This window comes from Sphingobium sp. AP50 (assembly GCF_900109095.1).
Taxonomy (GTDB): domain Bacteria; phylum Pseudomonadota; class Alphaproteobacteria; order Sphingomonadales; family Sphingomonadaceae; genus Sphingobium.
Map to the genome: position 1 here is coordinate 32954 of NZ_FNYZ01000003.1, position 18794 is coordinate 51747.

Consider the following 18794-nt stretch of genomic DNA (forward strand, 5'->3'; position numbering starts at 1 on the left):
ACCCCTTGGTGACATTGTCTACCTTCATGATTGGAATATATCTGGCCGCCAAGCAAGTTTCTATTTGTTGCCTTAAAGGCTGATTGGGCCAACATCTGGAAATAGGCGACCGGTTCGCTTATATGCGTTGCTCATAAGATGTTGGGAAACGGTCAGGGACGTCAGGATGGTGCGCAACCTCATTGCTTATCTGGATTCGGTTAAAGCCCGTGATCCTGCGCCGCGATCCCGCGCCGAAATCCTGCTCTATCCCGGCGTCTGGTCGCTGGCCTTCCACCGCGTGGCGCATCGACTGTATCGGTCCGATCTGTTTTTCCTCGCCCGTGCAGTCAACCATATGTCGCGCTTCCTGACCGGGAATGACATTCATCCCGGCGCGAAGATCGGCAAGCGCTTCTTCATCGACCATGGCTTTACCGTGATCGGCGAGACGGCGGAGATTGGCGACGACGTCACCCTGTATCAGAATGTCACGCTGGGCGGTACCGATCCGGCCAATGGCATCGCCGGCAAGCGGCATCCGACTCTGCATGACGGCGTGATCGTCGGTTCGGGCGCGCAGGTGCTGGGACCGATCCAGGTCGGCCCGCGCGCGCGGGTCGGCGCCAATGCCGTCGTGACCAAGGATGTGGCCGAAGCGGCGACCATGGTCGGCATCCCCGCGCGACCGATGCTGGTGGACGTTACCGCCTATCAGCGCGACTTCCTGCCCTATGGCACGCCGTGCAGCGATTGTTTCGACCCGGAAAAGCAGAAGCTGGAAATGCTCCAGTGCGAAGTCGAGCAATTGCAGAAGCGCCTCGCCGAATTGATGGCCGAACGGCAGACGCCGGTCCTGCCGGGCGATGACGGCGCGCTGTTCAAGGAGCGCGGCCGGGCCTGATGACCAATGTGACGCCGTTTCCTGTTAACGGTGCGGGTCAGGTCGGTTTCGACCGACTGGAATTGCAGCGGATCATGGACTTGTACGGGCGCATGGTGTCGGCCGGTCACTGGCGCGACTATGCGATGGACATGGGGCGGGAAGCCGCGATCTTCAGCGCCTTTCGCCGGAGTGCCGAGCGTCCCGAATATCGTATCGAAAAGCGCCCTGCGCTGCGTCACCGGCAGGGTATGTGGGCATTGGTTGGTGAAAACGGCCAGGTGCTGAAACGCGGTCAGGAATTGCAGGGCGTGCTTGCGCCGGTCGAACGGAAATTGCTGCGCATCGTCGAGAATTGAGCGACCGCTGATGGTCAGACGGTCGCCCGGTCCAGATAGGGCAGGCGATCCGTCACCATCGGCGGCAGGCCATGGACGATCAGCGCGCGGGCATGGTGCCATAGGGCTGATAGCAGCAGCAGGGCGGAGCCGATCACCAGACTGGTCAGCGCCCAGGACAGTTCGACGGCGCCGGCCTGTTTGAACAGGGCATAGAGCGCGAACAGCACATAAGCGAGACTGGACACCAGCAGCGCCCGCCGGTCGATCGCCAGCGCGACCAGACCGAAGGCGACATAGAGCGCGATGACCAATATCGCCCGGCCGACGCTGATCTCGTCCCCGTTCAATACGCCGAGCAGGTGGAACAGCGCATGGGCGATCATCGGCGCGGCGGCCAGATGGAGCCAGAAGGCGACGTCGGACCGGCGGGTGGTCCGGGCGCGATCACTCATGTCCCACCACATGGCGAGGGCAAAGATCGCCAGCCCCGATCCCAGCAGCAGCAGGAAGGGCAGGGTCTTGCTATCCGGGGCGGCCGCCATGATGAGGCCGGCAATCACTCCGGCGGCGGCGGCAGAGCCGGCTGCCACGGTGATCGGCACGTGGAAGCGGCGCCAGTGGGCGAAGGCGGCAAGGCCGCTCATCGCCGCAACGCCGGAGAAGATCAGCGACGCCAGACTGTCGCCGGCATGGGGGAAGATGCGGATCGCCAGCGCGGACAGCGCAAAGCCGGTGCCGCCCACGAAGCCCGCCAGCAGCAGGATGGACGGAAGGGCCATGCGGCGTCGGCGGGTGAAATATTCGGCCAGACCCCAACTGGCCGCCGCGACCAGCAGGCCCGACATGAAAACGGGTTCATGCGCTGACGCGCCCAGCCGGAAGCTGTTGCCGAGCCAGCCGACTGCGACCAGCAGGATGATGCTGGCGATGGCGACGAAGATGTCGTTGAAGCCGGTGAGCAGCCGAAAATGTTCTTCATCCACGACCGGACTGGCGCGCAATTGCGCCACATGATCGCGCAACGCCTGTGCGGCCGTGGCGGGAATGACGCCCGCCGTCACCGCATCCTGAAGATCGCTCTCGCTATACATCGGTCCTGCTCCCGGAACTGTCCAGGATCGCAGAATAGCACCACTGTATTATATTATCAATACAGTGGTGCGCTGACTGTGCGCTCAGCGGGCGACGCGGTCTGCCAGGCTGCTTTCTTCCTGAAGAAAACCGCGCACTTCGGTGATGAAATGGTCGAACTGGTCATGGTGCAGCCAGTGGCCGGCATCGGTGAACTCGACCAGTCGGGCATTCTGGAAATGGCGGATGCGGCCGTCGCGGACCGGGTTGGATGCCCAGCTATCCTTGCCGAGGCAGAGGAGGGTGGGGCAACTGATCTGCGACCAGAAGGCGGGGAGGTCACTGTCGGTTCCGGCCTGCGGCGTCTGGGCATTCAGATAGGGATCGAATTTCCAGCCATAGCTGCCATCTTCATTGCGGTTGACGCCGTGGGCGGTCAGATGCAGCGCCTGTTCCACCGACAGATGTTCATTGCGTTCCCGCATGCGACCAACGGCGGCTTCGATCGTAGGGTAGCGGCGCGGCGTGCGCCCGGCGCTGGCGCGTCGTCCCGCAATCCACTGGCGCCAGACGTCGGTCGTCTCCTGCTCGGCTTGCTGCCGGACACGTTCGGGCGACAGGCCGAGGCCTTCGATGGCGACGATCCGGCGCAGCTTTTCGGGGAAGAGGCCGGCATAGCGAAGGCTGATCGCCCCGCCGAGCGAATGGCCCACGATCGTCACCGGCGATCGATCCAGCAGATCGACCAACTGTGCCAGATCATAGACGAAATTGCTCATCATATAGGAACCGTCGGGCGACCAGGCGCTGTCGCCATGGCCGCGCAGATCGGGTGCGATCACATGATAGTCGCGCGCCAGCGCCCGCGCCGTCCAGTCCCAACTGCGCGCATGGTCGAACCCGCCATGCAGCAGGATCAGCGTGGGCGCGGATGGATTGCCCCAGTCGAGATAATGAAGCCGCGTGCGCAACGACGTGAAGAAATGCGACGTGGGCGTAGGCACGGTCGGAATATCCATGCGATCCTGCAAGCTAGAGACGAAAGTCGATGACCTCCCCTTTGGCGATGTCTGTCGCCCTTGCAAGCAAGGAGCGATTAAAATCCTATCTTTATAATTATTTCAATCGCACAGTTCGAAAATGAATTCAACGATCAGAAAGCGCAATATTGGTTGTTTCCTCTGCGGGACGGCGCGATATGCTATGATGGATCGAGCCAATGGCCCTTGCGAGGTCGGCTTGCCGGAACGGTTTGTCGAGCCGCAACCGGCCGGAAACATGCGGCGGCAGTTCGGCAAAGCCGGTGATGATGATGACCGGCAGGCCGGGCCGCAACTGCTCGATCGAATCGGCCAGTTGCGCGCCGGTCATGCCCGGCATGGCATGGTCCGTCACCACCAGATCGACCGTGCCGCGTTCCAGCATGTGCAGCGCTTCCTGCGCCGACGACGCCTGAAACACGGTGTGCCCCAGTTCCTCCAGCATGCCCGCCGTGTTCATCAGCACCAGATCATCATCATCGACCGCCAATATCACCAGCGGCGCATTTTCGCCGATCATCTCTTCGATCGGCTGAGTGGGGGCGCTCAGGTCGCTGTCGCCCTGCGCCACCGGCAACCACAAGGATACGGTTGTGCCATGGCCCGGCTCGCTGGAGATGGTCAGCGATCCGCCGCATTGCTGGGCAAAGCCATGGACCATCGACAGACCCAGCCCCGTTCCCTTGCCGACGCCCTTGGTCGTGAAAAAGGGTTCGCGCGCCCGCTCGATCGTGGCGGCGTCCATGCCTTCGCCATCGTCGGTCACGGATAGGCGGATATAGCCGCCTTCGGTGAGATCGGGCCGTTCGCCTGAAACCACGGCGATTTCGGCGGCGTCGATGATGATCTTCCCGCCACCCGGCATGGCGTCCCGCGCGTTCACCGCCAGATTGAGCAAGGCCAGTTCCAGTTGCGCCGGATCGGCATGGGCCGTGCGCAGCGTCAGGGGGAAATGGGTTTCGATGCTGGCCGTCGTGCCCAGCGTGGTGCGCAGCAATTCCGCCATGCCCTGCACCAGCGCGATGCAATCGACGCCCTGCAACTTCAATTCCTGCTTGCGGGCAAAGGCCAGCATCCGCTGGGTCAGGGTCGCGCCGCGATCCGCCGCGGTCATCGCATTGTCCAGATAGCGGGAAATATCGCCGCCATGGGCGAGCCGCTGCCGCGCCAGATCCAGACTGCCGACGATAACCGCCAGCAGATTGTTGAAGTCATGCGCGACGCCGCCGGTCAGCTTGCCGATCGCTTCCATTTTCTGCGTCTGGACGATCGCGTCGCGCGCTTCGTCCAGCGCCTTTTGCGTTTCGCGCCGCTCGGTCAGGTCGCGGGTGATCTTGGCAAAGCCCAGCAGCCGCCCGTGTGGATCGCGGATAGGATCGATCACGACATTGGCCCAGAAGCGCGACCCGTCCTTGCGGATGCGCCATCCTTCCGCCTCGAACCGGCCTTCGCGTTCGGCGGTGTGCAGCGCGCGGGAGGGCAGGCCGGCCAGCCGGTCTTCCTCGCTGTAGAAGCGGGAGAAATTCTGGCCCATTATCTCGTCGGCGCGATAGCCCTTGGCGCGTTCCGCACCGGGATTCCAGCTTGTCACCGTACCGACCGGATCGAGCATGTAGATGGCATAATCGGTGACGCTCTGCACCAGCAGGCGAAACCGTTCTTCGCTTTCCCGCAGGGCTTCCTGCGTTTTGCGCCGCTCGGTCAGGTCGCGGGTGACCTTGGCAAAGCCCAGCAGATGGCCCGCCGGATCGCGAATGGGATCGATGACCACATTGGCCCAGAATTGCGACCCGTCCTTGCGAACGCGCCAGCCTTCCGCCTCGAACCGGCCGTCATGGTCCGCTGTGTACAGTGCGAGCGCGGGAGTGCCGCTGGCCTGATCCTCCGGCGTATAGAAGCGGGAAAAATGCTGACCGATAATCTCGTCCGCCTCATATCCCTTGAAGCGGCGCGCGCCTGCGTTCCAACTGATGACGACGCCACCCGGATCGAGCATGAAGATGGCATAATCGGTCACGCTCTGCACAAGCAGTTCGAAACGGTTGCTGGCCTGTTCAAGAGAGGCAGTGATCATGGAGTCCCCGGTTGCGCCGCCCCTACGGCGTCCTTTGCCTGTGGCAAAACACGGTATGGCAACGAACGTTCCACGATAGGCCCTGTTGATGACATTTCCAGTCCCTGGCGTGTCGGTCAGGGTCTTGACTTGAATCGCCGCGCTGCCCACCACGACGCCAGACTTAGGACAGGATGGCATGGTGGAAAAGGCGACGATCACGGTCATTGGGGAAGCGATGCTGGAATTGAGCCGTGGCGAAGGCGACGGCTGGAACCTGCGTTATGGCGGTGACGTCATCAATACAGCCGTCCATCTGGCGCGTTCGGGGGATCATGTGCGCCTTGCCAGTGCGCTGGGCGCGGACCCGATGAGCGCGCAGTTGCGCAGCCAGTGGGAAGCCGAAGGCGTCGATACCAGTCTGTTGATCGCGGTGCAGGGACAGCTTCCCGGCCTCTATGCGATCGAAACCGATGCGACAGGGGAACGCAGCTTCCATTATTGGCGCAGCGAAGCGGCCGCGCGACGCATGTTCGACCTGCCCGAAAGCCCGGTCATGGTCGCGCAGGCGGCGCAATCGGACCTGCTCTATTTCTCGTTGATCACCCTTGCCATCCTGCCCGATGCGGGGCGGGAGGCCTTGCTGGCACTGGCGAGGCAGGTGAAGGAGCGGGGTGGCAAGGTCGCTTTCGACGGTAATTATCGTCCCCGCCTGTGGAGCGATGCCGCCACCGCCTGTCACTGGCGCGACCGGGCCATCGCGCTCTGCGACATCGGCTTGCCGACGCTGGCGGATGAAGTCGAGATGGGCGAGGCGGATGACGCGGCGGATGCAGCGGCCCGCTGGGGCGCTGGCGAGGGCCGGGAGATTGTGGTGAAGCTGGGCGGCGACGGCTGCATGGTCGAGGGCGTGGTCGTGCCGATCCCGCAGAAGCTGGCGGTTATCGATTCGAGCGGTGCGGGGGATGCCTTCAACGGCGGCTATCTCCATGCCCGGTTGGCGGGCGCGAGCGTGGCGGATGCCGCACTGGCCGGCCATCGCCTCGCCGGGTGGAATATCGGACGGCGCGGCGCCATCCCCGCCAAGGATGCCGACGCGCCTTACTGATCAGGCCGGTTGCAGGACTGCGGCCGAGCGGTTCAAATCCTGTTTCAAGGTGCGAATCTGGCGCTCCAGTCGGCGCTGTTTCAGCACATTGGCATGGATATGGGTGGCCAGCATCCGTTCCTGCACAAGGAAAGGCTCGGCCGCCATCTGCGCCCGGCGGGCGGCGTTGCTTTGCGGCGGGACGGCCAACGCCTGTTCCAGATGGTGCGGCAGCAGATAGCGCGTCAGCCATGCATCCGGCGTGGAATGGGCGAAGGCGACACCGGTCGCATAATTGTCCAGAATTTCGGCCGCGAGCGATGCGGCGGACAAGCGGCGCTCCTGACAGCGACCGGTGAAATTGAAGCGGGCCGCTGCATCGCGATTGCCTTCGTGCAGATAGCCCGGCCCGCCGAAATGATCATAGACATAGACGGGCGTGCGGCCCGCGAGGGCATAGGGAATGCTCTTGCCGATGGAGATCACCAGATCCGCCTGTGCGATCATGGCCGGCGTCACCAGTTCCTCTTTGTCGCCGCTGCGGCCGATATGCTGAACGCTGCATGTCTGTCGCAACAGATGGAGCGCGCCCATAAGATCGGGGTCGCGATGGCTGCTGATGGTCAGGATGCGGGCAGGGCGGGTCGGCAGCGCGCGAGCAGGCGCGAAGAAGGCGGCGGGCGCCGCATTGTGGAAGCAATGGATCGGGCCGGTCTGGCCGATTTCCTGCAAATGGCCCGCCGTCATCTCGCTATTGGCGAGTATCATGTCGGCCAGCAACCGGTCATGCAGCCAGCCGCCGCTTTCCATATAGGATTTGCGCGACAGGCGACCGAGCAGGATCAGCGTCGCTTTCCGGTCTTCCTGTGAAGGCGCATAGTCGAACAGGCCCAGAAGCTGATGCTGGGCATAGAGGGCATCGAAGGTGAAGGGGCGGATCAGCGCCGGGTCGGTGATGATATGGCCCCCGGCATCGGCGATCAGCAAGGACATGGGCGGTTCGGCGATGCTGGCATAGACGGTCACGGCATAGCCCGACCGGTGAAGATGATCTGTCATTTCCAGCGCAACCACTTCTGACCCGGCGATATTTTTGAGGTGATTGGTCGCGACGAGCGCACGCCGCACGGGCGCGTTGGGAGTGGGGGCAATAGGCATGATCGCTGGCTGATCCGTGATCCGGCGGGGCGGGTCAATCCTTGATAAAAAGGGCGCGGTCTTCATCGACCTGAAATGGGGCCGTTGACCCGTTCGGGGCGCTATGCCATGGACGCTCCACGATGCGGGTGTAGCTCAATGGTAGAGCAGCAGCTTCCCAAGCTGACGACGGGGGTTCGATTCCCCTCACCCGCTCCAACTCCCCGGAAATAGCTGTTCAATAGCGGATCGACCATAACTGGTCTGTGTCCCGGCTTGAGTTGCGCCTGCCATTTTCGCTAAGAAGCAGGCATCAGATCTGATCGGGGTTGTGGAATTTGTGAACGGTTCGCGCAAGCAACAGGATGTCAGGCCGGCCGCGCGACAGCTTTTGCGGCAATGGTTGGGGTCCAGCGAGGCGGAGGCCTTGTCGTCCGTCGATGCCTTGGGGCGCGGGTCCATCCGCGCCGCTGCGCAGGCCGCCGAGCGTCTGGACCGGGGGACGGCCATGTCGGCTTCGGCCGATGGCGTGTTGCATGAATTGCAGAAACTGGCTGAGGCCTATGCACCAGCCGAACCGCCGCGTCGGCGGCTGCGCATTTTCGGCCGGGCGCAGGCAGTGCGCCCTGACAGGCCCGATCTCAATGCGCTGGTGGCAAAGCTGGAGCGGGAGCGGGACAATGTCGCGCATGGCCTGATCGTGATCGAAACCGATCGGGCCAGATTGCAGGATAGCGAAGCCGGTCTGGAGGAGGCGGTTCAACTGATCCACGCCTGCGTTGCGGCGATCGAGGCGGCGGCGCGGGAACTGGCGGGGGATCAACCGGCGCGGGCGGGGTTTTTGCGCGATGGCATCGCCCCCCGATTGCTGGCGCGGGAGCAGGATGTGCTGACCCAGTTGGCGGTGACGCGGCAGGGCGTGCTGGCGCTGCAACTGGTGTCGGACGGGCAGCGGGCCTTGGGGCAGGCGATCGATCGGGCGCGTGAAACCAGCGTGGCTGCGTTGCGGACCGCCATGGCGGCGCGGCAGGCGGTCGATGGCAGTCGCGACCTGTTGCAACAGGCTGATGCGCTGGATCGCACGATGGACGCTGCGCGCGGGGCGGGGGCGGCCGACCGGGACGTCGATCGGGCTGTGGCCGATGCGGTCGATCAGGTGCGCCGGGCCATTGAGGCTGCACACATGTCGACGCGCGCCCTCTAGCGCTGCGCTTTCCCCTCGCCTAGGATAGCTGCGTGGCTGGTTTTCTGGACAAATTGACGGGTTGGATGGGGGGAAGGGCCGCGCCCATGCCCCCTGCACGGGTAGAGCAAGAGCCCGCAGCACCCAGCATAGCGTCGGATGATCCGCGCCTGCCAGATGCGTCGCGTCCGCTGGTGGCGCGGATGTTGTCGCTGATCGCCGATATCGAGGCGCGGACGCAGGATGACGGGCTGATGGTGTCCGCGCTGACGGAGGTGCGCCAGATGCGCGACAGCCATTTGCCGCGCCTGATCGCCAGCTATGCCGATATTCCGGCGTCGCACCGGGCAGAGATTTTCCGTCAGACGGGGCGCTCGGCCAGCTATAATCTCAATCAGGGGTTCGAAAAGATGATCGCCCGGCTTGAGACCCTGTCGCGCTCGCTGGCTCAGGAGGATCTCGACAGTTTCGCCGACAATCTGCGCTTCATCGATCACCGCTATGGCGAGGATGATCCGCTGCGCTGATCGGTTTGTTTGGAAATGCGCCTATGGCGCATCCGCACCGGCCCTCACCCCCACCCGACCACCCAGATATGGTACCCTGTTGGGCGGTCGGTTGGGGGTGAGGGCCGGTGCGGTTCTTGAAATGCGCTCTTTCGCGCATTTCCAAACAAACTATCAGCCCAGCCGAACCGTCGGTGTCAGCCACACCGTCCCACGTCCCCGGAACATATAGACCAGCCCTTCGCCGCTGCGCATCGCATTGCGCAGGCCACGTACCAGCGGCCGCAATTCCACCTGAAGCCCGGCCGAAAACATCAGCATCAGGTCGCCATCGACGATCAGTTCCTTCTGACCGTCCAGTTCGACCACTTCGATCTCTTCGACCGGCACCGGCGCTTCGACCACGAAGGCGCCCCGACCGGTCAGCTTGGGCTGCATCAGGCCGTTGCCCGACAAGATGCCCTGCACCGACCGGTGAATATGCGTCGACAGTTCGATATTGGCGTCGCAGGCGTAGAAGGCGCCATCGTCCAGGATCAGCGAATCATCGGGGCCTTCCATGGAGGCGAGGATGAAATATTTGGTCGTGGCTTCGGTCCAGACCTCCCCCCATCCCGAATAGCGCGTGGCAAAGGCGCTTTCTCCGGTCCCGGCGGAGGTGATCGCCCGCTTCAGGAAACCACCGGCGCCGGCATTCTTCTGCACCTCGACCTGTAGCTTGCCATGCGCATATTGCAGCGCGCCCGGCTCCAGCAGCGCCGCGCCGCCATCCAGCATGATGCGCACTTGTCGCGCGGTCACGCCATGGGGCGCATGAAGATGGATGGTGGCGGCGGTGCCGTTCGGTGTCGGATTGGGGACATGGACTGGCCCGCCCAATATGTGGCTCTTACGCGCAAATTCATAGAGTTCGAAGCGAACCCCGGCGCTGGCCTGCTCATCGATCTTGCTGCGATAGGCGCTCATCCCTGCCTCCTCTTTCTGGATCAAGCGCGCAGGGCGAGCGGATCGGCGATGCCGAATAGCGATGCACGTTGCAGCAGCCGCTCGGCCCAGCCGCGATGGGTGGCCGGTTCGCACATCACGCCGTCACGGCCGAATACGGCCGGGCTGCCCTCTGCCAGCACGAGGCGGGCTTCCTCTTCCTCGTCGGCCGGGACGGCCAGGGCATTCTGGATCACGGCGATCTGGGCGGGGTGTATGGCCGTCTTGGTCAGCAGCCCATGCTCGATATCGCGCAGCACCTCTTCGCGCAGCAGCGCGGCGTCGGCATAGCGTTCCAGCACCGGCGCGCTCAAGGCAAAGCCCCAGGGCGCGAAACCGGCCACCAACTGGCCGATCAGGCTGCCGAGTGGCCCTTCATAGGCGGTGCGGTTGGCCGGTCGGCGCAGGCCCATCGCCTGCAACAGGTCGTTGCCGCCGATCCGCAGCACCAATATGCGGTCCTGCACCGCCAGCAACTGGTCACGGAAGCGGCGCATTTCCTGCGGGTCGCAGGCTTCGCGGGTTTCCAGCGTCGGCATCAGGCGATGCCGGTCATGCAGCGGCAGGGAGAGATAGGCCGGCATCGTGTCGGCATGCGCCTTTGGCACGACGAAGCCGTCAATCTGCTCGATGCCCGGCATGCATAATATATGTTCCAGCATCGCGGCGGAGCGGGGGCGGATGAACAGCAGCGGGTCGGTGGGGGCCGCCTCCCGCGTGACGAGCGCCCGCAGGAAGGTCGCCAGATGGGTGAGGGCGGTAGGCAAATCCGCCTCCCGCACCGAATCCTCCAGACACAGGACGGCCGATCGCAAGCCCGGAGGACGACGCGGGCCGAGGACCGCCGTAAACAGGTCGCCCCGCATGCAGGGAATGTAGAGCGTTGCCCCCAGAGCGACGGAGGAAATCGGCGTCGTGACGGTCATCTGTCATTTCCCAGGCTACGGATGATGGCGACGGCGCGATAATGGGAATCGGCGCCCAATGGTTCGATCGGGATGGCGTGGCCGGCCGCAAGGTGGAGCAGATGCGCGACATCCGCATCATCGCGGTCGCGGATCAGCAGGCGTTCGGGCATGCGGCGCAGCAGCGCGCGGGTGGCTTCAGCGATACCGGGCTTGATCCGGTTGCGATCGCGCGATCCGGTCTTTGCCAGCAGCGCTTCCACCATCGTTTCGCAAGCCTGCCCCAGCATCGCACGGCGCGCAGCATGCCCGGCTATCGACCGGGGCGTGGCGGCGGCCGCCAGCGGGGCAATCGCGGCGATAAAGGCATGGGACATGTCCGCATGCGCATAATGCGGGTAGGTGACGCAGGCATGAAAATCGCCGGGGCCGACGACGTCCGTGTTCAGGATGGACCGGCTGACGAGGCCCGACACGATGCCGTTCAGCAGGCCGGACGCGATCAGATAATCATCGTCGCTCGCCGCGATATCGGCTTGTCCCGCCGGATCGGCGATCACCGCCAGTGCCGGCGCAAAGCCATGGGGGCAGGCGTCCAGCGACCGGCGCAATTCCTGGGCGATGGCGCCCTTGCCGGTCCAGCCGTCGATGAAGATCGCATCGCGCGGATCGTGACGTTCCGCAATATGCGCCAGCGCCACGGGATCGATCCCGCGATCGCGGATGATGCTGATCGAATAATGGCTGGCGCGATGCCCCCAGGCGCGCAGCGTCCGCGCCAGCAGCACGCCGATCGGTGTGCCCGCCCGGGCGAGCGACACCAGTATAATCTCCCGGCCGGGCCTGCGCTCGACAAGTCTGGCGGCAAGGCTGGCCACATCCTGCGCCAGCCGGGCGCCATTGCGGGCCAGCGCGGCATGATAGAGGCCAAGATAGCGATCGTCCGGAATGGATTCCGGCGCGATCATTTCGGAATAATGGCGGCGGCCCGATTGGATCGCGGCTTCCTTCGCCGCGACATCGGTGGCGGCCATCGATACCGGCTTCAGTAGGAAGGTCACGTCCTGCGGATCATAGCTGCCGGAAAAGACGGGGCTGGCATCGGCATCAATGCGCATGGAACATGCTCCCCGCCAGTTGGGAGCGCGGCGGCATCATCGCATAGTCGCACAGGCCCATGAACGGCGCATCGGTCAGGCTGTCGCCAATGCCGATGACCGGCGCATCGGGATATCGTGCGCGCAGGGCGGGCAATATGTGGGCGACTGCATGTTCCTTGCCCAGATAGGGCGGCATCAGCGCAACATTATTGCCGTTACGGTGATCGGTCCAGCCGGGCGGCAGCGCGGGCACGGCGGCGTCGACGACCGCGAACAGCGCCGCATGATCGGCATCGGCATGTTTGGCCAGCGTATAGAGCGGCAGGTCGCCCTCCATCAGCACGCGCGCGCGAATGGTGATGCTGCGGGCCTGTGCTTCCACGGCGATGGCGTCGGACAAGGCCGCCAGTTCCGTCGCATGGCGGGCTGCCTTTTCGGCGATGATCGCCGCCCAAATTATGTCTACTTCGCTGTTTGCATCCAGCACGACACCGCCATGGGCACAGACTGCCGCCTTGAAGGGAATATGCGCCCGGCGCAGCGCGTCCAGACTGCGGGCGGTGACGGGGACCATATGGCTCGTCTCTGCCAGCCACTGAATGAACTGCATCTGGCGCGGGGTCGCATAGCTGAGTGGGGAGCCATCGGCGGCAAAGCCCAGCGGGGTCAGCCGATCATGCGGCACGTCCGCCGGGCATTTGCGCAGCGTCTGGAACAGCGTGTCGTCCAGATCGACCAGGGTGATGGCGCGCATCAGGCGTTCCATCCGATCAGGTCCGCGTCCAGCGCGCGGACCAGCGCCGGATCGACCGTGCCGGTGCCGGTTTCATGGGCGATCCATGTGGTGCGCTGGTCGGCCGGATCGGCATTGTAGAGATAATTAGGGACGCCGGTGTCATAATTGTCAGCGAAGCAGAGCTTGGCCTTCATCGCGGCGGCGAGGCGCGCTGGGCTGCGGCTGGTTGCCTGCACCACCACATCATGGCCTTGCTGCGCCATTTGTTCGGCGAGGCGGAAGGGGAGATAGGTGAACTCGCCGGTGCCCACGATACGCAGCGGGCCTTCGACCGGCGGCAGCGGGGTGATCGGTGGCAGGGCGATCGGCGCATCCAGTCCCAGCCTGCCGAAATTGCGATGGGTGGCGAGACGGCCGAGTGAGGCGGCGGCGACATCGAACGCGGCGTTCGCGGTCGCGACCTCCCCCTGCGTCCATTCCATGCGGCCGGAAAGCAGGGCCGCGATCTGCGTCGGGCGGGGCATGCGCGTCGGCCAGTCCTTGCCGACCGACCAGTTGGTCAGCGTCGCGACAACGATCGCCTCGACCGCCGGCCATGCCTCGACAAAGGCCGTCGCCAGATTGCACAAGGTCGTGCCGGTTGACACTTCATCGTCCACGATCACCAGCGATCGGGGGCCTTTCGGGCCGAGCGCAGGCAGGTCGGGGCGGTAGACGAGGTGAGCCGAAGCATGGCTGTGCGGCTCCTCGAACCGGCAGAGCAGGGGATGATCGATCTGCTGGCGGGTCGAATGGATGAAATAGATATCGTCGCGACCGGTGGTGAGACGCAATTCCTCATGGATCGTCTGGCCCAGACACACCGCCGTTTCCGCCAGACCGATCACCATGATCGGGCCGGGCAGGTCAGCCGGGATGCGAGCGGCGAGATCATGAACGCTGCGGCGCATGACCTGCGGCGCGGCGGGGGTATGTCGTCCCAAAACGCGTGAGACGACCAGAAAGCCGCGCCGGGGGTTCTCGCGCGCGGCGAAATCGCACAGCGCGTCGAGCGGCCAGACGGCTTCCTCCACCTCTATGTCGAGTTGGCCGGTCGGCAGGGTGATGGATCGGGCTGTTGCGGACCGGGTCAGCATGTGCAGCTAATCCGGGCGATCGTGTCGCGTGCCTGCCGGACCACGGCGGCCCGGCCGATGATCGCCGGATCGGGACGGGCAAAGGGCGGTTCGATGCCGAAGGAGTCGAGGAAACTCAGGATGATGGCCCCTTTTATGCCGAAGTTGATATTTTCCGCGCTGGCACCCGACTGGCGGATGCGATCGAGGTTCAGTGATGAGCTAACGAGTCCGACCAGATGACCCGCCATGTCCAATATCGGGCCACCGCTATTGCCGCTGGCGATCGGTGCGGTGAACTGGAAGACCGTGCTGTCATTGCCGATGCCGCACAGCGCCGCGATATTGCCGGCGCTGGCCTGTGGCCCGGTGCCTAGCAACCCTTGTAGCGGAAAGCCCAGCGCGACGATATCCTCGCCCAGATGCAGGCCGACCTGCGACCGGAACTGTGCCGTGGCGGGCAAGGGCGCTTCGACCCGCAGCAAGGCGAGGTCGTTGCGCGGATCGGCGAACACGGTCACGGCGTCGATCGGCCGACCTGCGGCATGGACGGTGACGATACGGGCGTCCTCCACGACATGCGCGTTGGTCAGGATATGGTGGCGATCGATCGCAACCCCGCTGCCCGAAGAGGTGCCGCCGCGTGGGCGATCATGGCCGCCATGGTCTACCTCCCGATCGGGCGGACGAAGCCGGGGGATCAGGCGCTGGACCCAGCCATGGTCGATGCCATGCGCGCCGGCGATGGCGCCCAGCCCCATGGCGAAGCCCTGCCCATTGGCGGCCATGCGCCATGCCCCCTGATGGCGATAGCATTCGATCAGGATCACCGCCGCGTCGGGGCGGTCATGCAGGTCCACGCCAAAGCGCAGGTCGCCGGTTTCGACCGTCAGCCGCCGCGCGATCGGCTGAGTCTCGCGATCGAAGGCGATCAGTTGCAGCCGGTCCACCTCAGCCGGCACGGCGTCGAGCGAGAGGGACAGCCGATCGCCATCCTCGAACCGCGCCGCCGGGCGCATTTCGCGGGTGACGCTGTCGAGTGGGGGGAAAGCCGAGGCGGTTCTGCGATCGGACCCCAGGGCGATCAGCGCCAGCGCGAGATTATGGCCGCCACCGCCGGCGAACGCGAAGATGCGCTCGCCGGAGATTGGCGTCCGTTCGCCCGCGACCAGGTCACGCATAGGCGCGCGCGGGACGGGTCAGACGTTGACGCCGAAGGAAGAAGCAAGCGGTCCCAGACCACCGGCAAAGCCCTGGCCGATCGCCTTGAATTTCCATTCGCCATTATGGCGATACAGGTCGCCGAAGATCATCGCGGTTTCGGTCGAAGCGTCTTCCGACAGGTCGTAGCGCGCGATTTCCGTGCCGCCATCGGCGTTCAGCACGCGGATGAAGGCGTTGGACACCATGCCGAAATTCTGGCGGCGGCCATCGGCTTCGTGAATGGTGACGGCGAAGCTGAGCTTGGTCACATCGGCCGGTACCTGATCGAGCGAAACGGCCACGACTTCATCGTCGCCGCTGCCTTCGCCGGTCAGATTGTCGCCCTGATGCACGACCGATCCGTTGCCGCCATTCTTGTTGTTGTAGAAGACGAAGTCGGCGTCCGACCGCACCTTGCCACCGTCATTCAGCAGGAACACGCTGGCGTCGAGGTCGAAAGCGCTGCCATCGGTGACGCGGGTGTCCCAGCCCAGGCCCACGCGCACGGCCTTCAGGCCCGGCGCTTCCTTGCTGAGGCTGACATTGCCGCCCTTGGAAAGCGAAACTGCCATAACTATTCTCCTTCTCGCCGGCCTTTAGCCGACATTGACACCATAGTTGCGCGCCAGCGGGGCAAGGCCGCCCTTATACCCCTGGCCGACCGCGCGGAATTTCCACTCGCCATTATGGCGATAGACTTCGCCGAAGATCATCGCCGTTTCGGTCGAGGCGTCTTCGGCCAGATCATAGCGCGAAATCTCCCGCCCGGTCGCATCGTTGACGATGCGGATGAAGGCGTTGGACACCATGCCGAAGCTCTGGCGGCGGCCTTCGCCATCATGGATCGTCACGGCGATCGCGATCTTTTGAACGTCAGCGGGAACGCGCGTCAGTTCGACCTTCAGGGCTTCGTCATCGCCGTCGCCCTCACCGGTGCGGTTGTCGCCGGTATGCTCGACCGATCCGTCCGAAGACCGCAGATTATTGTAGAAGATGAAATCGCTGTCGCCGCGCACCTTGTCGCCGGATGCCAGCAGGAAGGCGCTGGCGTCCAGATCGAAATCGGCGCCATCGGTGGTGCGCGTGTCCCAACCCAGACCGATCAGGATCTTCGACAGATTGGGTTCTTCCTTGGACAGGCTGACATTGCCGCCTTTGGACAGGCTTACCGACATGCTTTTCTCTCCTGCTTATGGGTGGTCCAGATGCTCGCCGGTGCCGCTGACCGGGGAGGCATCCTTGCGGTTGTTCCGCAGCGAATCATAGAAGGCGATGCCGATCAGCGCCGCGCCGATCAGGCCGGTGACGGTTTCGGGGATTTCGAACCGGACCGACAGCAGCATGATCGCGGCCAGCGCGACGATCGCATAGAAAGCGCCATGTTCCAGATAACGATATTCGGCCAGCGTGCCCTTATCGACCAGCATCACCGTCATGGAGCGGACGAACATCGCCCCGATGCCCAGGCCCAGCGCGATGATGAACAGGTTGTTGGACAGGGCGAAAGCGCCGATCACGCCGTCGAACGAGAAGGAGGCGTCGAGTACTTCGAGATAGAGGAAGCCGGCAAGGCCCGATTTCACCACCGCGCCGGTTGCGGCGTCACCATGTTCTTCCTGCTCCAGCAGCGCGCCGATCGACTGCACGCCGATATAGGTGATCAGGCCGAAAATGCCTGAGGTGATGAAAGTCATCGCCTCTTCCGGGTGGATCAGGCGCGAAATGCCGTAGAGCGCCAGCAGGACGATGCCGATCGCCAGACCCGAAATGCGCGACAGGTTGACGAAGGGGCGCTCGATCGGGCCGATCCAGTGGACGTCCTTGTCCTCATCCAGGAAGAAGGTGAGGCCCACCATCGCCAGGAAGGCGCCGCCAAAGCCGGAAATGCCGACATGCGCGCCGGTGATGATCTGTTCGTACCGGACGGGATCGCTGGCCGCCATGGTGATCGCGTCGATCGGCCCCATCTTCGCCGCGATGGCGACGATCGCCAGCGGGAAGACGATGCGCATCCCGAACACGGCGATCAATATGCCCCATGTCAGGAAGCGCCGCCGCCATACCGCGTCCATGTCGCGCAGCACGGTGGCGTTGACCACCGCATTGTCGAAGGAGAGCGAGACTTCCAGCACGCCCAGCACCGCGACGATCCACAGGATGCCCAGCGTGCCCGTGACGCTTCCCGTAATCGTCCAGCCCAGCCATGCGGCCAGCGCCAGACAGATAGCGGTGAAGAGGAAGGAACCCTTATAATATTTGAACACGATAACCCCCGTTTTGCCGCGAGCGGCTTAATCCTTGCGACCGGCAACCCAGCGCAGACCCCATCCCAGACTGTCATCCAGCACCTTCTGGTCGCGCACATAATCCACGATGCGTGTCGCCTTCAGGCGGCCGACATCATTTTCGATCAGCACGATACCGCATAGACGGCGATCGTTACGCCCTTCGGTCATGCGCACCTCGATCGGTGGCTGGTCTGGCATGGTGACGAGCACCACGCCATCCGTCTGTTGCCAGTTTGGCACGCCGTCGTAAATATTGGCGAACACCGCAATCCGCCGGATGCTGTTCCAGTGGGCGCCGTTGATCCGCATGGTTTCGCCCTGCGATACGTCGCCGGTGCGATCGTCGCCGGACAAAGCGATATAGGGCGGCTCGGCAAAAGCGCCGAAGACATTGCCCAGCGCCTGCACCACGCCCTTGCGCCCGTCCGCCAGTTCGAACAGGCAACCAAGATCGAGGTCGATCGCCGATCCGCCGCCGAAAAAGCCCTTGCGGCCGCGCGACCAGTTCAGGTTGATGCTGATCTCGCCAAAATGCGCGCCACGCTTTTCCAGGCTGATCGTCTGGCCCGGCTTTTCCAGCGACACCTTGCTGAGATTGACCGGCGGGGGTGGTGGCGGTGGAGGAGGGGGCGGCGGCGCAGCGGGCGCTTCCTCCGCCACATCGATGCCGAAGGAGCGGGCCAGAGGCGCCAGCCCGCCATTAAAGCCCTGACCCACGGCGCGGAACTTCCACTGTCCGTTGCGGCGATACAGTTCGCCAAAGGTCATGGCCGCTTCGCTCGCGCCGGCGAGGGCCGGGCGGAAGCTGAGGGCAGAGGAGCCGCCAACCGGGGCGACACTGATGCTCGCTCCGTCGATCAGCGCCAGCGTCTGGCCCTTCGCCTGCGCTTCATGGATGGTCGCGCAGAACACGATCCGCTCGATCTCGGCGGGCAGGCACTGAAGATCGACCTCGAACGCGCCGCGCCCCGAACCGGTGACGAAGCGAATGCCGCCACCACCGCCTTGCGGCTGGTTGTAGAAGATCATGTCCGCATCGCTGCGGACCTTGCCAGAGGCCGTCAGCAGATAGGCCGACGCATCGGCATCCACGTCCCGCCCGGCCGCGGGCGTCCATGCGAACGCAACGGTCAGTGTATCGCCGGGAACCGCTGCGTTTCCGCCCTGCTGGAGATCGGTCATC

The 18794-nt window shown here is 64.3% G+C and carries 19 protein-coding genes and 1 tRNA gene; 6 read left to right on the plus strand and 14 right to left on the minus strand.

All coding sequences use genetic code 11. The annotated features are described in order from the left end of the window. Positions 1 to 166: 166 nt before the first annotated feature. Positions 167 to 883, plus strand: a complete 717-nt coding sequence (epsC, locus tag BMY84_RS08105; protein ID WP_093082878.1) for a serine O-acetyltransferase EpsC — start codon at positions 167 to 169, stop codon at positions 881 to 883. After that, positions 883 to 1221, plus strand: a complete 339-nt coding sequence (locus BMY84_RS08110) for a DUF2794 domain-containing protein (protein WP_093082880.1) — start codon at positions 883 to 885, stop codon at positions 1219 to 1221. The genes epsC and BMY84_RS08110 overlap by 1 nt, the downstream gene beginning before the upstream one ends. 14 nt (positions 1222 to 1235) lie before the next feature. On the opposite strand, the gene BMY84_RS08115 is transcribed toward BMY84_RS08110, so the two are convergent. The 3 genes from BMY84_RS08115 to BMY84_RS08125 all read right to left on the minus strand — a co-directional run bounded on the left by BMY84_RS08115 (position 1236) and on the right by BMY84_RS08125 (position 5388). Then, the gene (locus BMY84_RS08115; protein ID WP_093082883.1) at positions 1236 to 2294 is read right to left on the minus strand and encodes a hypothetical protein; all 1059 of its coding nucleotides are present in this window, start codon (positions 2292 to 2294) and stop codon (positions 1236 to 1238) included. Positions 2295 to 2378: 84 nt separating this feature from the next. Continuing rightward, positions 2379 to 3293: an alpha/beta fold hydrolase gene (locus BMY84_RS08120; protein WP_093082886.1), complete on the minus strand. Its 915-nt coding sequence runs from the start codon at positions 3291 to 3293 to the stop codon at positions 2379 to 2381. Between the two features lie 127 nt (positions 3294 to 3420). Continuing rightward, positions 3421 to 5388 (minus strand): hybrid sensor histidine kinase/response regulator, encoded by a 1968-nt coding sequence (locus BMY84_RS08125; RefSeq protein WP_093082889.1) that lies wholly within the window; start codon positions 5386 to 5388, stop codon positions 3421 to 3423. A gap of 178 nt (positions 5389 to 5566) precedes the next feature. Between BMY84_RS08125 and BMY84_RS08130 the strand changes: the two genes are divergently transcribed. Further along, positions 5567 to 6475, plus strand: coding sequence for a sugar kinase (locus tag BMY84_RS08130; protein WP_093082891.1), 909 nt, complete (start codon positions 5567 to 5569; stop codon positions 6473 to 6475). On the opposite strand, the gene BMY84_RS08135 is transcribed toward BMY84_RS08130, so the two are convergent. Next, positions 6476 to 7612, minus strand: a complete 1137-nt coding sequence (locus BMY84_RS08135) for a hypothetical protein (RefSeq protein WP_093083394.1) — start codon at positions 7610 to 7612, stop codon at positions 6476 to 6478. 124 nt (positions 7613 to 7736) lie between these two features. Here BMY84_RS08135 and BMY84_RS08140 point away from each other — a divergent pair. From BMY84_RS08140 to BMY84_RS08150, 3 genes are all read left to right on the plus strand, one after another. Next, a tRNA-Gly gene (locus BMY84_RS08140) sits at positions 7737 to 7810 on the plus strand. Between the two features lie 208 nt (positions 7811 to 8018). Continuing rightward, the gene (locus tag BMY84_RS08145; RefSeq protein WP_143075008.1) at positions 8019 to 8795 is read left to right on the plus strand and encodes a toxic anion resistance protein; all 777 of its coding nucleotides are present in this window, start codon (positions 8019 to 8021) and stop codon (positions 8793 to 8795) included. Positions 8796 to 8881: 86 nt separating this feature from the next. Beyond that, a complete protein-coding gene (locus tag BMY84_RS08150) occupies positions 8882 to 9301 on the plus strand; it encodes a hypothetical protein (RefSeq protein ID WP_256215155.1) in 420 nt (139 codons plus the stop codon). Between the two features lie 153 nt (positions 9302 to 9454). On the opposite strand, the gene BMY84_RS08155 is transcribed toward BMY84_RS08150, so the two are convergent. From BMY84_RS08155 to BMY84_RS08200, 10 genes are read right to left on the minus strand one after another with little or no spacing between them, the layout of a single operon-like run. Next, positions 9455 to 10246, minus strand: a complete 792-nt coding sequence (locus BMY84_RS08155; RefSeq protein ID WP_093082896.1) for an AIM24 family protein — start codon at positions 10244 to 10246, stop codon at positions 9455 to 9457. Between the two features lie 20 nt (positions 10247 to 10266). After that, complete coding sequence (locus BMY84_RS08160) at positions 10267 to 11190, minus strand: HpcH/HpaI aldolase/citrate lyase family protein (RefSeq protein ID WP_093082899.1); 924 nt, start codon at positions 11188 to 11190, stop codon at positions 10267 to 10269. Continuing rightward, positions 11187 to 12287, minus strand: coding sequence for a cysteine protease StiP domain-containing protein (locus BMY84_RS08165; protein ID WP_093082901.1), 1101 nt, complete (start codon positions 12285 to 12287; stop codon positions 11187 to 11189). The genes BMY84_RS08160 and BMY84_RS08165 overlap by 4 nt, the downstream gene beginning before the upstream one ends. Then, on the minus strand, positions 12277 to 13023 hold the full coding sequence (locus tag BMY84_RS08170) for a hypothetical protein (protein ID WP_256215156.1): 747 nt from the start codon (positions 13021 to 13023) through the stop codon (positions 12277 to 12279). The genes BMY84_RS08165 and BMY84_RS08170 overlap by 11 nt, the downstream gene beginning before the upstream one ends. Continuing rightward, the gene (locus tag BMY84_RS08175; RefSeq protein WP_093082904.1) at positions 13023 to 14141 is read right to left on the minus strand and encodes a phosphoribosyltransferase domain-containing protein; all 1119 of its coding nucleotides are present in this window, start codon (positions 14139 to 14141) and stop codon (positions 13023 to 13025) included. The genes BMY84_RS08170 and BMY84_RS08175 overlap by 1 nt, the downstream gene beginning before the upstream one ends. Continuing rightward, on the minus strand, positions 14135 to 15301 hold the full coding sequence (locus BMY84_RS08180; protein WP_093082906.1) for a trypsin-like peptidase domain-containing protein: 1167 nt from the start codon (positions 15299 to 15301) through the stop codon (positions 14135 to 14137). The genes BMY84_RS08175 and BMY84_RS08180 overlap by 7 nt, the downstream gene beginning before the upstream one ends. 18 nt (positions 15302 to 15319) lie before the next feature. Next, positions 15320 to 15895, minus strand: a complete 576-nt coding sequence (locus tag BMY84_RS08185) for a TerD family protein (RefSeq protein WP_093082909.1) — start codon at positions 15893 to 15895, stop codon at positions 15320 to 15322. Positions 15896 to 15919: 24 nt separating this feature from the next. Continuing rightward, positions 15920 to 16498, minus strand: coding sequence for a TerD family protein (locus BMY84_RS08190; protein ID WP_093012745.1), 579 nt, complete (start codon positions 16496 to 16498; stop codon positions 15920 to 15922). Positions 16499 to 16513: 15 nt separating this feature from the next. After that, positions 16514 to 17587: a DUF475 domain-containing protein gene (locus tag BMY84_RS08195; RefSeq protein WP_093012742.1), complete on the minus strand. Its 1074-nt coding sequence runs from the start codon at positions 17585 to 17587 to the stop codon at positions 16514 to 16516. 27 nt (positions 17588 to 17614) lie between these two features. After that, entirely contained in the window at positions 17615 to 18793 is a 1179-nt protein-coding gene (locus tag BMY84_RS08200; RefSeq protein ID WP_093082912.1) for a TerD family protein, read from the minus strand. Position 18794: the final 1 nt, after the last annotated feature.

Bases quoted from the DNA above. Each gene is read 5' to 3' on its own strand.
- BMY84_RS08120 (WP_093082886.1), bottom strand. From the start codon at position 3,293: ATGGATATTCCGACCGTGCCTACGCCCACGTCGCATTTCTTCACGTCG.
- BMY84_RS08165 (WP_093082901.1), bottom strand. From the start codon at position 12,287: ATGCGCATTGATGCCGATGCCAGCCCCGTCTTTTCCGGCAGCTATGAT.
- BMY84_RS08150 (WP_256215155.1), top strand. From the start codon at position 8,882: ATGCCCCCTGCACGGGTAGAGCAAGAGCCCGCAGCACCCAGCATAGCG.
- BMY84_RS08170 (WP_256215156.1), bottom strand. From the start codon at position 13,023: ATGCGCGCCATCACCCTGGTCGATCTGGACGACACGCTGTTCCAGACG.
- BMY84_RS08110 (WP_093082880.1), top strand. From the start codon at position 883: ATGACCAATGTGACGCCGTTTCCTGTTAACGGTGCGGGTCAGGTCGGT.
- BMY84_RS08135 (WP_093083394.1), bottom strand. From the start codon at position 7,612: ATGCCTATTGCCCCCACTCCCAACGCGCCCGTGCGGCGTGCGCTCGTC.
- BMY84_RS08130 (WP_093082891.1), top strand. From the start codon at position 5,567: ATGGTGGAAAAGGCGACGATCACGGTCATTGGGGAAGCGATGCTGGAA.
- BMY84_RS08160 (WP_093082899.1), bottom strand. From the start codon at position 11,190: ATGACCGTCACGACGCCGATTTCCTCCGTCGCTCTGGGGGCAACGCTC.
- BMY84_RS08115 (WP_093082883.1), bottom strand. From the start codon at position 2,294: ATGTATAGCGAGAGCGATCTTCAGGATGCGGTGACGGCGGGCGTCATT.
- epsC (WP_093082878.1), top strand. From the start codon at position 167: ATGGTGCGCAACCTCATTGCTTATCTGGATTCGGTTAAAGCCCGTGAT.
- BMY84_RS08185 (WP_093082909.1), bottom strand. From the start codon at position 15,895: ATGGCAGTTTCGCTTTCCAAGGGCGGCAATGTCAGCCTCAGCAAGGAA.
- BMY84_RS08180 (WP_093082906.1), bottom strand. From the start codon at position 15,301: ATGCGTGACCTGGTCGCGGGCGAACGGACGCCAATCTCCGGCGAGCGC.
- BMY84_RS08200 (WP_093082912.1), bottom strand. From the start codon at position 18,793: ATGACCGATCTCCAGCAGGGCGGAAACGCAGCGGTTCCCGGCGATACA.
- BMY84_RS08190 (WP_093012745.1), bottom strand. From the start codon at position 16,498: ATGTCGGTAAGCCTGTCCAAAGGCGGCAATGTCAGCCTGTCCAAGGAA.
- BMY84_RS08155 (WP_093082896.1), bottom strand. From the start codon at position 10,246: ATGAGCGCCTATCGCAGCAAGATCGATGAGCAGGCCAGCGCCGGGGTT.
- BMY84_RS08175 (WP_093082904.1), bottom strand. From the start codon at position 14,141: ATGCTGACCCGGTCCGCAACAGCCCGATCCATCACCCTGCCGACCGGC.
- BMY84_RS08125 (WP_093082889.1), bottom strand. From the start codon at position 5,388: ATGATCACTGCCTCTCTTGAACAGGCCAGCAACCGTTTCGAACTGCTT.